A 13,114-nucleotide genomic window follows, 5' to 3' on the forward strand; every position below is an offset into this window, starting at 1 on the left:
CTTAGCTCCTCGCCGCCTCTTCACGGGTGATCGCAGTTGCGGGACCATTGGGGATGCTCGCCCGTTTGGAGTTCGCACCTTTCACTCAAATTGCAGGAAATCACGATATGGCGGACCACGCATCTTCTCCCGTGCTGCAACCCGTAACGATCGGAAGGCTGGCCCTTAAGAACCGTATCGTCATGGCGCCCCTCACACGCAGTCGCTCCAACGATGACGGCGTACCGCCTGCTTTTGCCGCCGATTATTATTCTCAGCGCGCCGGTGCCGGTTTGGTCATCTCCGAAGCAACCAACATTTCGCGCCAGGCGATCGGCTACGCCCTGACGCCGGGCATCTGGAGCGACGAGCAGGTCGAGGCATGGCACGCCATCGTGGATGCCGTTCACCAGAAGGGCGGTCGAATGTTCCTGCAACTCTGGCATACAGGCCGCATCTCTCATCCCGACCTGCAGGGCGGCGCATTGCCGGTCGCGCCGTCGGCTATCAAACCGGCGGGACAAGCCTTCACCAAGGACGGTATGAAGGATCATGTGACCCCACGCGCGCTCGAGACTGATGAAATCCCGCTGATCGTCGAAGACTATCGACATGCTGCCGTCAACGCGAAGGCCGCCGGTTTCGACGGCGTCGAGGTCCACTCGGCCAACAATTATCTGCTGGAGCAGTTCGTGCGCGACAGCACCAACAAGCGCACCGACCGTTATGGCGGTTCGATCGAGAACCGCCTGCGCTTTCCCCTGGAAGCCATTGACGCGGTAATCGGCGTCTGGGGCGCAGAGCAGGTCGGCGTCCGTCTTTCTCCGGCCACGACGATGCCGGGAGAAACGCCTCTCGATAGCGAGGTCATGGGAACCTACGGCGCCTACGTGGACGCGCTGTCGGCGCGCGGGCTGCTTTACATTCACGATATCGAGGGTGTGACCCAGCAGACCCGCGATGTGCCCGACGGAGTGGATTTCTCCGCGCTGCGCAAGCGGTTCTCTGGTGCCTACATCGCCAACAATCAGTATACGCTGGAGTTAGCTGAAGAGGTGCTCGCCAAGGGAGATGCAGATTTGTTCAGCATGGGGCGCCCATTCATTGCCAATCCCGACCTTGTCGAGCGGCTGCGTACCGGTGCTCCTTTGGCCGAAGCACCCAAGCAGTACTGGTATGGGGGTGGCTCAGTCGGCTACTCGGACTGGCCATCGATGCAGTCCACGACAGGGGCGCGCTGAAGTCCATCGGCGGTCGGCAGACAGAGCGCCTTGTGACCCTCCGGATTGGCCGGAGGGTCACAGGTTTTGGCAACATCGTCTCTTCTCATTCTTATCTGGTCTTAGCTGACCCGGTCCCGCTTTTCCCTGATCGAACTGGATCGTCGCTACGAGCCGCTTATAATGAGCAAGGGGCTTGCCAATGGCATGATTTAGGGTGAGAATCCTACCATGCGTAGCGATATCGACCATCTGCCACCGGTTCAACAGGACGAGCTGGAGCGAACCAAGCAAATCCTGATGACCGAGTTCGCAAAGGCAATCGACGGCGGAAATCAGCCGTGGCGGAAAAGCGGACGCATCCTCAAGATCATTCTGTTCGGCAGCTATGCACGCACTGATTGGGTGGATGAGCCGGAAAATGGCTATCAGTCTGATTTCGATCTTCTGGTCATCGTGAGCCACCCCAATCTCACCGAAATCGCGGATTACTGGTATATCGCAGAGGACAAGATCCAGCGGGATGAGGCGATCGGCCGCCCGGTGAACATCATCGTTCATACCCTGCAGGAAGTGAACCAGGCTCTCAACCGGGGCGAGTATTTTTGGGTTGATATCGCGCGGGATGGGATCGAACTGTATGATCTCCCCGGCAACGCGCTTGCTACTCCCAAGCCGCTAACGGCTGCTGATGCTTACGAGATGGCTTCGAAGTATCTAAACGACTGGTTGCCAAAGGTCGAACGTGCGCTGGAGACTGCCGGAGAGCAGATTCAAAAAGGTGTGAATGATCTCGGCTGGCGTAAAGAGGCAGCGTTCTCCCTTCATCAAGGGACAGAAAGGGCATTTATATGCTTCCTACTGGTCCGCACGCTCTATTTCCCACGGTCGCACAACATCAAATTCCTCCGTTCGCTGTCAGAAGACAATGAGCCTCGGTTGATTGAGGCATGGCCAAGAACTGAGCGGATAGACCGCCGTCGATTTGAACTGCTCAAGAGAGCTTATGTCGAAGCTCGGTATGTGGAGACCTATGAGATCAGCATGGACGATCTCAATGCACTAGCTGAAGCCGTCCGCAACCTAAGGGACATTGTGGAGCAGGTGTCGCGGGAACGGCTGGAAATCCTTCGCAAGGACGCCGGGCTTTAATCGATATACCCACGCAATCGGTGGTCATGACTGCTGCAACGAAATAACCCTCGTCGGCTGATTTGGCGCCATTTGCTCACATCTGCCCCGTTCATCGCTAGCAGCCTTTCACCGATATTGAGCCCGACCTCGCCGCATCTTGCTGGCGAGGCAGAGGCTCACCATGACCCCAACCAAGCTTCTGCTCGGCCAGATCATCATTGTGTTTGCTATTGTGATCGCAGGCATCTGGATCGCGACCCAATGGGCCGCCGAGATGCTGGCGTATCAGCCCGAGCTGGGTCCGCCCTGGTTCTACCTCCACAATCTGCCCATCTACCATCCTTGGGCCCTGTTCCCCTGGTGGTATCACTTCGACGCCTATGCGCCGCATATCTTCTCAAAAGCCGGCATGCTGGCCGGCGCCACAGGCGCACTGGGCTTTCTTGCGGCTGTTTTCGGATCGCTCTGGCGTGCCAGGCAATCCAAGCGCGTCACAACCTTCGGCTCGGCGCGCTGGGCGACAGATCGTGATATCCAGCAGGCAGGCCTCTTCGGCGACCATGGCTTTATGCTGGGCAAGCGGGGCGAGAACTATCTGCGCCATGATGGACCTGAGCATGTCATGGCCTTTGCGCCGACCCGGTCGGGCAAGGGGGTGGGCCTTGTCGTTCCGACCTTGCTCACCTGGACCGGCTCCACGGTCGTTCATGACATCAAGGGTGAGAACTGGACCCTGACCGCCGGATGGCGCTCGATATTTTCGCACTGCCTGCTCTTCAACCCGACCGATCTGGCCTCGGCCCATTATAATCCCCTGCTGGAGGTCCGCCGCGGCCTCAACGAGGTGCGCGATGTCCAGAACATCGCCGATATCCTCGTGGATCCCGAGGGCGCGCTCGAACGCCGCAATCATTGGGAAAAGACCAGCCATTCGCTGCTGGTCGGCGCCATTCTCCATATCCTCTACGCCGAGGAGGAGAAGACGCTCGCCCGCGTCGCGACCTTCCTCTCCGATCCGCAGCGCGATTTCGTCACGACGCTCAAGCGGATGATGACCACCAATCATCTGGGCGATGCCGAGAACCCGAAGGTCCACCCGGTCGTCGCGTCGGCAGCGCGCGAAACGCTCAACAAAAGCCCCAATGAGCGATCGGGTGTGCTCTCGACCGCCATGTCGTTCCTGGGCCTCTATCGCGACCCCACGGTAGCCGAGGTCACCTCTCGCTGCGACTGGCGCATTGCCGACCTTATCGAGGCCGAACGCCCGCTCTCGCTCTATCTGGTCATACCGCCCTCGGACATCAGCCGCACCAAGCCGCTGATCCGCCTGATCCTCAACCAGATCGGCCGCCGCCTCACGGAAAAGCTGGAGCAGCCCGGCGAGGGCGAGCGGCGCCACAAGCTGCTTATGATGCTCGATGAATTTCCCGCGCTCGGGCGCCTGGATTTCTTCGAGACCAGCCTCGCCTTTATGGCCGGCTATGGCATCCGCGCCTTCCTGATTTCCCAGAGCCTCAACCAGATCGAGAAGGCCTACGGCGACCACAACTCCATCCTCGACAACTGCCATGTCCGCGTCGCTTTTGCGACGAACGATGACCGGACGGCCAAGCGCCTGTCTGACACGCTGGGCACGACGACCGAGCAGCGCGCCATGCGCAACTATGCCGGTCATCGCCTCGCACCCTGGCTCGCCCATGTCATGGTCAGCCGACAGGAGACGGCCCGCCAACTGCTGACGCCCGGCGAGGTCATGCAGCTTCCCCCTCATGAGGAGCTGGTGCTGGTCTCGGGCCTCGCGCCGATCCGCGCGGACAAGCTGCGCTATTATCTCGATCCCAATTTCACCGAGCGTGTCTTGCCTGCGCCGCGCCCGCAGCCGGGGCCCTATGCGGATCGCCCTGCCGAGCGGCCGAACCAATGGGCCGGATCGGTCCGGGGCGCCGACGCCCGCCTGGACCATTGGGAAGCAGGTGAAGACAAAGATGAGGGCGGCAAGCAGCAACAGCCCCAGGACGACCTGCCTGAACATGCCGTGCGCGTACATCCTGAACCCGAGCCCGCCGAGATCGAACCGCAGACCGAGGACGACAATGTCGTCGCGGACAAGCAGGCGATGGAGCAGGCCCAGCAGTTGAACCCGGTGGCGCGTGGCTATGCTTTCGACGAGAGCAACCGGGACACCCAGGTGCTGGGGTTCTGAGGCGGCCATGAACAACCGCCACAACCTCTATCTCGACCAGCAGGTCAGCGATGCGCTCAACGCATTGGCCAGGGGAGCCAAGGGCAACAAAAGCCGGATCGTCAATGATGCGCTGCGCGACTGGCTGGACCGGCGGGCGACCAGGGAGATCGACGACCTTCTCAAGCCCCGGCTCGATCGCATGTCTCGTGAGATTGCCGGCGCGCGGCGGGATATCGATGTGGTGCTGGAGAGCCTGGCGCTGTTCATCCGCTACCAGTTGACCGCCACCGCGCCCTTGCCGGAAGCCGACGCTGCTGGGCGCGCGGTCGGTCGCGACCGCTTTGAGGCTTTCGTGGCTCAGGTGGGCCGGCAGATGGCCAGCAACACCAGAACCCTGGCGCCCAAATCCACGGACGGAGGGCGGCCATGAGGGAAGGGCAGGCCGACACTTCTGCCGAGCGCCGCCGCGCCATGCTGCGCAGCGCCATGGGGCCAGCGATCGCCGATGCTCTGGCCGATCCGCTGGTGGTCGAGATCATGGTCAATCCCGACGGGAGGCTCTGGCTCGACCGGCTGGGCGAGGGACGCATTGATACCGGCCTCCTGTGCGAGGCGACCCAGACCGAACGCATCATTCGGCTGGTCGCCAGCCATGCGAGAGGCGAGGCGCATGCCGATGCGCCGATTATCTCGGCGGAACTCCCGCCGCACGGGGAGGGGGCGGGCGAACGGTTCGAGGGCCTTTTGCCTCCGGTCACCCGCGCGCCGTGCTTTGCCATCCGCAAGCCAGCCTCCCGCATCCACCGGCTCGCCGACTATGTCCATGACGGGATTATGGATGAGGCCATGGCCCGCACTCTGGCCGAAGCGGTTGGGGGGCGCAGCAACATCCTGGTGGTGGGCGGCACGAGTTCGGGCAAGACCACGCTGGCCAACGCGCTGCTGGCGGAGATGGCTCATCTGGAAGAGCGGGTCATCCTGATTGAGGACACCCGTGAGCTGCAATGCGCGGCGCCTGACACGGTGGCGCTCCGTACCCGCCCGGCTAGCCGCGATGGCAGCAGCGGTGTCACCATGGCCGATCTTGTGCGCTCCACCCTGCGCCTGCGGCCCGACCGGATCGTGGTTGGCGAGATCCGCGGCGCCGAGGCTCTCGACATGCTCAAGGCCTGGAACACCGGCCATCCCGGCGGAATTGCCACGGTCCACGCCAACAGCGCCGCGTCTGCCCTGCATCGCATCGAGCAACTGGTGCAGGAGAGCGTGACCACCGTCCCACGCGCGCTGATCGCCGAGGCGATCGACCTCATCATCTTCATCGCCGGTCGCGGCCATGCCCGCCGTGTCGAAACCGTCCTGCGTGTCAATGGGCTGCGTCCCGATGGCGCCTACGACCTCGCCGCTCTTGCGCGAGACACCCCGCCCGAACCCTCACCAGACATCGATGGAGATCTATCATGATGAATGTGAAGCCTGTTTTCGCCGCGCGGCGCCGTAACCCTGTCACCCTTATGGGTGCCGCCGTTGCCCTGTCGCTCGCCCTGGCCGGCGCGGCGTCCGCCTCGGGGACCGGCATGCCGTGGGAGACGCCGCTCAACAGCATTCTGGAATCCGTGCAGGGGCCGGTAGCCAAGATCATCGCGGTGATCGTCATCATCACCACCGGCTTGAGCCTGGCCTTCGGTGAGACGGCGGGCGGCTTCCGGCGCCTGATCCAGATCGTCTTCGGCCTCTCGATCGCCTTTGCCGCGTCGAGCTTCTTCCTCTCCTTCTTCAGCTTCGGCGGCGGAGCCCTCGTCGCGTGAACGACAATGGCTCCTCGCTCGAAGGGTTCGAGGCACCGGTCCATCGGTCGCTCACCGAGCCCATTCTGATGGGAGGAGCCCCTCGCGGTCTGGCCATCGTCAACGGGACGTTGGCCGCCGCGTTGGGGCTGGGCCTCCAGCAATGGATCGCAGGGCTGGCCGCCTGGGCGATCGGTCACACGCTGGCTGTCTTTGCCGCCCGCCGCGATCCTGATTTCGCGCCGGTGCTGATGCGCCACCTGCGTCAGAGAGGGTATTTCACATGCTGAATTTGCGTGAATATCGCAGCCGGGCTGACCGGCTGGCCGATCATCTGCCCTGGGCCGCGCTGGTCGCGCCGGGCATCGTGCTCAACAAGGATGGCAGTTTCCAGAAGACCCTGCGGTTTCGTGGGCCGGATCTGGAATCGGCAACGCAGGCCGAACTGCTCTCGATCACCGCGCGGGCCAACAATGTGCTGCGCCGCTTCGGCTCGGGCTGGGCCCTCCATATCGAGGCCCAGCGCCGCGAGGCGTTGTCCTATCCAGCCAGCAGCTTCCCCGATGCAGCCTCCTGGCTGGTCGATGAGGAGCGGCGCGGCGAGTTCGAGGCCGAGGGCAATCACTTCGAGAGCCGGACCTATCTGACACTGACCTTTCTGCCGGCGCCGGACCAGACCGAGCGGGCAGGGCAGGCGCTGCTTGAGCGGCCCGATGAGGTGGTCGGGCGCGACTGGCGCCAGGCTCTGGCGCTTTTCGAAGTCGAGTGCAGCCGCGTCCTCGATCTGTTGGGCGGCTTTATGCCCGAGATCGCCCCGCTCGGTGACGAGGAGACCCTGACCTACCTGCATGGAACAATCTCGACCCGGCCACACCGCATCACCGTACCCGAAGTGCCGATGTATCTCGACGGGCTGCTCGTCGACACCCCGCTCACCGGCGGGCTCGAACCCATGCTGGGCGCGCAGCATCTGCGCAGCGTCACGATCCTGGGATTTCCGGGCACCAGCCAACCCGGCATGCTCGACGCGCTCAACCATCAGGACTTCACCTATCGCTGGGTCACCCGCTTTATCGCGCTGGACAAGACCGAAGCGACCAAGGCGCTGACGAAGCTGCGACGCCAATGGTTTAACAAGCGCAAGTCGGTCACCGCCATGCTCCGCGAGGTGATGTACAACCAGCCTGTCCAGCTGATGGACAGCGATGCTGACAACAAGATGGTCGACGCCGATCTGGCGCTTCAGGCCCTGGGCGGTGACCATGTCGCCTTTGGCCATCTCACCACCACCATCACCGTGATGGATGCCGACCGCAAGCGGGTGGAGGACAAGGTCCGCGCTGTCGAGCGTGTGGTCAATGGCCTGGGCTTCACCTGCATCCGCGAAACCCTCAATGCGGTGGAGGCCTGGCTCTCCAGCCTGCCGGGGCAGGTTTATGCCAATGTCCGGCAGCCGCTGGTCCATACGCTGAACCTCGCTCATCTCATGCCGCTGTCCTCGGTCTGGGCGGGGCCGGCGCGCAATGATCATCTCAATGGCCCTGCGCTGCTACAGGCGCGGACCAGCGGATCGACGCCTTTCCGCCTCTCCACCCACGTCGGCGATGTCGGCCATATGATGATTGCCGGGCCGACGGGGGCGGGCAAATCCGTGCTACTCGGCCTCATTGCCCTGCAGTTCCGCCGCTACCCTGACAGCCAGATCTATATTTTCGACAAGGGCCTGTCGGCGCGTGCTGCCGTGCTGGCCTGTGGCGGCTCGCATCATGCTCTTGGGCTTGGCGGGGGAGAGGAGGGGACCATAGCGTTCCAGCCCCTGCGCCATATCACCCGGGCGGATGAGCGGGCATGGGCCGCCGAGTGGATCGGTGCGTTGCTGGCCCATGAGAAGGTGCTGGTGACGCCCGAGATCAAGGAGATGGTGTGGTCGGCGCTGACCAGTCTTGCCAGCGCACCGGCAACCGAGCGGACCATGACCGGGCTGACCATGCTGTTGCAGTCGACCGTGCTGCGGTCAGCCCTCTCGCCCTATACGCTCGATGGGCCTTTCGGCGCCTTGCTCGATGCGGCGCGCGATGATCTTGCCCTCTCGGCTTTCCAATGTTTCGAGACCGAGGCGTTGATGGGGCAGGCGGGGGTGATCGCGCCTGTCCTGACCTATCTCTTCCACCGGCTGGAAGCCCGCTTCACCGGTCGACCGACTCTGCTTATTCTTGATGAGGCCTGGGTCTTCCTCGATCATCCGCTCTTTGCCGCGCGCATCCGCGAATGGCTCAAGGTGCTGCGCAAGAAGAATGTCTCGGTGGTCTTCGCCACGCAGAGCCTGGCCGATATCGCCCAGAGCACGATTGCCCCGGCGATTATCGAGAGCTGCCCGCAGCGCATCCTGCTCCCCAATGACCGCGCCATCGAGCCCCAGAGCCGGGCGAGCTATGAGCGCTTCGGGCTCAACAGCCGCCAGATCGAGCTGATCAGCCGGGCCAGCCCGAAGCGGCATTATTATCTGCAATCCTCGCGGGGCAACCGTCTGTTCGAGCTGGGGCTGGGGCCTGTGACGCTGGCGCTGGTCGGCTCGGCCGATCCGGAGATCCAGCGGCTGATCGACCGCCTGCTCGCCGACCCTGAATGCCGCGATTTCGCCGCAGCATTCCTGGCCGAACGCGGCCTGCCCTGGGCGGCAGCCCTGCTGGAGAAGCACCCGGCCCCCTGAACCCTTATCCTCATCCCCCCATGCTGAAGGAGAAGTCTCATGTTTTCTGCTTCGTCTCGCCCGCGCCTTCGCCATCGCCTGGGCGCCGCGCTGGCTCTTGCTGCCACCTCGATGCAGATCGCCACCCCCGCAAACGCGCAATTCGTGAGCACGGTCTTCGATCCCTCCAACTACAGCCAGAACATCCTGACAGCCGCCCGCACGCTGCAACAGATCAACAACCAGATCACCATGCTGCAAAATCAGGCACAAAGCCTGATCAACCAGGCCAAGAACCTTACCACCGTCGCCTTTCCCGAGCTTTCGGCGATCAGTCAGACCATCAATCAGGTCAATCAGCTGATGGGGCAGGCCCAGAGCATCGAGTTCAAGGTCGCCAATCTCGACAGCCAGTTCAAGACGATGTTTCCCACCAGCTTCAATCAGGCCCTGACCGGGAGCCAGCAGGTCGCTGCAGCGCGCAATCGGCTCAGCAGCCAGATGTCGGCCTTCCAGCAGACCATGACAGTCCAGGCGCAGATCACCGAGAACATCGCCGCCGACACCACCAATCTCGCGTCTCTCTCCAACCGCAGCCAGAGCGCTCAAGGCTCACTTCAGGCGCAGCAGGCGACCAACCAACTCCTTGCGCTGATCGCCAAGCAGCAACTCCAGATCCAAACGATGATGGCCGCCCAGTACCGTGCCGAGGCGCTGTACCAGGCCGGGCAAACGCAGTCTGCGTCCGACGGGCAGGACTCCACCACCAAATTCCTCGGTTCCGGTACGGCCTATCATCCCTGAGGCCCAGCCGACGGGCAGCCGCGTTCATGGTGGCGCTGCTGTCGAACCTGCCGCGGGGTCTGGATTCCCGCGCCTCCTTCAGACCTCGCGGCCTTTTTCGGACAGTTCCTCGTCCGGATGGACGCCGCCGCTTCCTCGCTCAGGACAAGGCCCATGGAAAACCTCAACGTCATCGATGATTTTCTGAGCACCTTCTCAACCTATCTCGACAGCGGCTTTGGCCTGCTGGGCGGTGATGTCCATGCACTGAGCACCATCCTGATCGGCATCGATGTGACGCTCGCCGGTCTGTTCTGGACGTTGGGCGGTGAGGATGATGTGCTCGCCAAATTCATCCGCAAGATCCTCTATATCGGTGCCTTCGCCTACATCATCGGCAATTACGCGGCGCTTTCGACGATCATTTTCAAAAGCTTCTCGCAGGCCGGGATCACTGCCGCAGGTGGCAGCATCACCGCCGATCAACTCCTCAAGCCTGGGCGCCTTGCCGGGACCGGCTTTTCTGCAGCGTGGCCCCTGCTGGTGCAGGCCAGCAAGTCGCTGGGCTTTACCAACTTCTTCCAGAACTTCCTGACGATCTCGGTGCTCCTGACCGCCTGGATCATCGTCATCATCTCCTTCTTTATCCTCGCGGTTCAGCTTTTCATCACCATCCTGGAGTTCAAGCTCACCGGGCTGGCGGGCTTTATCCTGGTGCCCTTTGCGCTGTGGAATCGGACCAATTTCCTGGCCGAGCGCGTGCTGGGCAATGTGGTGACCTCGGGCATCAAGGTGATGGTGCTTGCCGTTATCGTCGGCATCGGATCGACCTATTTCAGCCAGTTCACCGCTGCCCTGCAGGGCAAGGAGCCCGATATCGGGCAGGCCATGAGCCTTGTGCTGGCCAGCCTTGCCCTGCTGGGCCTTGGCATCTTCGGCCCGACAATCGCCAGTGGGCTGGTCGCGGGCGCTCCTCAGCTCGGCGCAGGCTCGGTTGCAGCCACCGGCGCGCTGGTCGCGGGCGGCGCGGCCGCAGTGGCCAGCGGCGGGGCTGCTGCGGCAGGCGCAATCGGCGGGGCAGGTCTGGGCGCCATTCGAGCCGGCGCATCGATGGGTCCCGCCGCCTTCAAAGCCTATCGCGGTGGTCAGGCTGATGCCGGCGCCAGCACCGTCAGCGCCGGCCTTGCCGGTGTTTACAATGCCGCCCGCAGCAAAATGGCCGAGAGTGCCGGGAAAAGCGGTGAGGGGGCGGCACACGCAGGCGCCGAGAAGCCTGCCGGACCGACCACCGCCGCGCCCAACGGCAATTCCGGCAAATCTGCCGCCCCGGACTCGAGCGAGGGTTCAGCAGAGGCCCCGCCACCCTGGGCTCGCAAAATTCAAGCCCAACAGGATGCCCGTCATCGCCAGCAGATGATCACCCACACCGTGCAGTCGGGAGACCAGGGCGGTGCTGGCGCCAATCCCGACATCGATGAAAAGGAGGATTGATCCCATGCATTTCAAACGCGCGGTCCAGCGTTATGGACAGACACCTCAGCCCGAGACGCCTTATCAACGGGCGGGTCAGCTCTGGGATGAGCGGATCGGCACAGCGCGGGTCCAGGCGGCCAACTGGCGCCTGATTGCCTTCGGCACGCTGGCGTTGGCGACGGGGCTCGCTGTGGCTCTGGTCTGGCAGTCGCTTCAAAGCCGGGTGGTGCCCTATGTCGTTGAGGTCGATCACCTGGGCGAGGCGCGGGCCGTTACGCCAGCCGAAGCGTCCTATCAGCCGACCGATCCCCAGATTGCTTGGTTTCTGTCGCGCTTTATCAAGGACGTGCGCTCGCGCTCCCTCGATCCGGTGCTAATGCGGGGTGACTGGCTGCAGGCCTATGACTTCGTGTCGCCGCGCGGCGCCCTGTTCCTGGGCGAATATGCGCGGGGCAACGATCCTTTCGTGCAGGCCGGAGAGAAGACGATCTCGGTCGAAGTGACCAGCGTGGTTCGGGCCTCAGACCGGTCATTCCAGATCAAATGGTCTGAGACTGTCTACGATCGCGGCAGCCTTGTCGGCAGCACGCGATGGACCGCGATGATGTCGATCGACCTCAAGCCCCCGAAAAGCGCCGATGTCCTTCGCAGGAACCCGCTCGGGCTCTACGTCGATGCCATCGACTGGAGCCGGGAGCTTGAGAGCGCTGCGGACCATCCCGGCGCTTCGGCCGCCGCTCCCACCGGCGTTGTCCCGGCACCGCAGCCCTCTTTACCCCCCGCCAATCCGATGCCCGACGCGGGCGCGGCTCTTTCCCCTCAGTCGGAGAACCACCCATGAGTGCTCTGTCAATCTTGGCCAGTCTGCTCATCGCAGCTGCCGCAGCGACTGCGCCCGTCAATCTTCCGGCGCAAAAGGCAGCGCCGGTCCAGACCGCGGCACCCGCAGCGCCTTCCACCGGGAAGCCCGGCGCCGTACCGTCGATCAAGCCGATGGCTGTCGTGCCCGTGCGGGCAAAGCCCCGATGGCATAGGAGGCCGCACCTTTCGCCGGTTGAACTCAGCGTGAGGGCAGCAACTCTTGAAGCGACGCAAAACCCCCAACCGCTTGGTTTCGTCAATGCTATGCAGGTCTACAGCTGGGGGGAGGGCGTGATCTATCACCTCCTCGCCGCGCCGGGCCGGGTCAGCGATCTCATCCTGCAGCCCGGCGAAGTGATCACCTCGATCGCGGCGGGCGACACCGCGCGCTGGACGATTGGCGATACCAGCAGTGGCAGCGGCGAGGCCAAGCGAGTCCATGTTCTGGTGAAGCCCTTCTCTGCCGGGCTTTCGACCAATCTGGTCATCGCGACCGATCGGCGGACCTATCATCTGCAGCTCTCCAGCACCGTCGGCACGGCGATGGCAGGCATCTCATGGAGCTACCCGGCGGATGAGCTGCTGGCGGTCAAGCGTAAGGAGGCCGAGGCCCAGGCCGTCAAACCGGTCGCGGCGGGTCTCGATGTTCAAAGCCTGACCTTCTCCTACGCCATCACCGGCGACACGCCGGCATGGCGGCCGCTGCGGGCCTTCGATGATGGGCGGCAGACCTTTATAGAGTTTCCGGCAAGTATTGCGGTGGGCGAGGCGCCGCCGCTCTTCGTGCTTGGCGACAAGGGGGCCGCTGAGCTGGTCAATTATCGCATGTCCGGCCGCTATTATGTGGTGGATCGGCTCTTCAACGCGGCCGAGCTCCGACTCGGTGGCAAACAGCAGTCGGTGGTCCGCATCACCCGCGGGACGGCTGCTGAGAAGGAACGTCGCGGCGATCGGAGGGCGTCATGAGCGAGACCCCGAGTCCCATCCCGCCAGAAGGAGCAGCAGC

Annotated in this window: 12 protein-coding genes; all 12 read left to right on the forward strand. The window is 63.3% G+C overall.

The features are described 5' to 3' along the window. The first annotated feature begins 53 nt into the window (after positions 1–53). Positions 54–1,220 (forward strand): alkene reductase, encoded by a 1,167-nt coding sequence (locus ABDW49_RS11330; RefSeq protein ID WP_343611976.1) that lies wholly within the window; start codon positions 54–56, stop codon positions 1,218–1,220. Positions 1,221–1,430: 210 nt separating this feature from the next. Next, the gene (locus ABDW49_RS11335) at positions 1,431–2,351 is read left to right on the forward strand and encodes a HEPN domain-containing protein (RefSeq protein ID WP_343611977.1); all 921 of its coding nucleotides are present in this window, start codon (positions 1,431–1,433) and stop codon (positions 2,349–2,351) included. Between the two features lie 163 nt (positions 2,352–2,514). Then, positions 2,515–4,536 carry a conjugal transfer protein TraG gene (locus ABDW49_RS11340; protein ID WP_343611978.1) on the forward strand — a complete coding sequence of 674 codons (2,022 nt, stop codon included), beginning with the start codon at positions 2,515–2,517 and terminating at the stop codon, positions 4,534–4,536. Between the two features lie 7 nt (positions 4,537–4,543). Beyond that, positions 4,544–4,948 (forward strand): CopG family transcriptional regulator, encoded by a 405-nt coding sequence (locus ABDW49_RS11345; protein WP_343611979.1) that lies wholly within the window; start codon positions 4,544–4,546, stop codon positions 4,946–4,948. Next, positions 4,945–5,979 (forward strand): P-type conjugative transfer ATPase TrbB, encoded by a 1,035-nt coding sequence (gene trbB, locus ABDW49_RS11350; protein ID WP_343611980.1) that lies wholly within the window; start codon positions 4,945–4,947, stop codon positions 5,977–5,979. Before ABDW49_RS11345 ends, trbB begins: the two co-directional genes overlap by 4 nt. Beyond that, positions 5,976–6,323, forward strand: a complete 348-nt coding sequence (locus tag ABDW49_RS11355; RefSeq protein WP_343611982.1) for a TrbC/VirB2 family protein — start codon at positions 5,976–5,978, stop codon at positions 6,321–6,323. The genes trbB and ABDW49_RS11355 overlap by 4 nt, the downstream gene beginning before the upstream one ends. Next, positions 6,320–6,592, forward strand: a complete 273-nt coding sequence (locus tag ABDW49_RS11360; protein WP_343611983.1) for a VirB3 family type IV secretion system protein — start codon at positions 6,320–6,322, stop codon at positions 6,590–6,592. Before ABDW49_RS11355 ends, ABDW49_RS11360 begins: the two co-directional genes overlap by 4 nt. Further along, positions 6,586–9,012 (forward strand): conjugal transfer protein TrbE, encoded by a 2,427-nt coding sequence (trbE, locus tag ABDW49_RS11365; RefSeq protein ID WP_343611985.1) that lies wholly within the window; start codon positions 6,586–6,588, stop codon positions 9,010–9,012. Before ABDW49_RS11360 ends, trbE begins: the two co-directional genes overlap by 7 nt. A gap of 39 nt (positions 9,013–9,051) precedes the next feature. Further along, on the forward strand, positions 9,052–9,795 hold the full coding sequence (gene trbJ, locus ABDW49_RS11370; protein WP_343611987.1) for a P-type conjugative transfer protein TrbJ: 744 nt from the start codon (positions 9,052–9,054) through the stop codon (positions 9,793–9,795). Between the two features lie 153 nt (positions 9,796–9,948). Further along, positions 9,949–11,265, forward strand: coding sequence for a P-type conjugative transfer protein TrbL (trbL, locus tag ABDW49_RS11375; protein ID WP_343611988.1), 1,317 nt, complete (start codon positions 9,949–9,951; stop codon positions 11,263–11,265). 4 nt (positions 11,266–11,269) lie between these two features. Further along, on the forward strand, positions 11,270–12,088 hold the full coding sequence (trbF, locus tag ABDW49_RS11380; protein WP_343611990.1) for a conjugal transfer protein TrbF: 819 nt from the start codon (positions 11,270–11,272) through the stop codon (positions 12,086–12,088). Positions 12,089–12,102: 14 nt separating this feature from the next. Further along, positions 12,103–13,074, forward strand: coding sequence for a P-type conjugative transfer protein TrbG (trbG, locus tag ABDW49_RS11385; RefSeq protein WP_343611992.1), 972 nt, complete (start codon positions 12,103–12,105; stop codon positions 13,072–13,074). Positions 13,075–13,114: the final 40 nt, after the last annotated feature.

Origin of the sequence: Novosphingobium sp., assembly GCF_039595395.1 — a bacterium.
In the GTDB taxonomy this organism is placed as follows: domain Bacteria; phylum Pseudomonadota; class Alphaproteobacteria; order Sphingomonadales; family Sphingomonadaceae; genus Novosphingobium.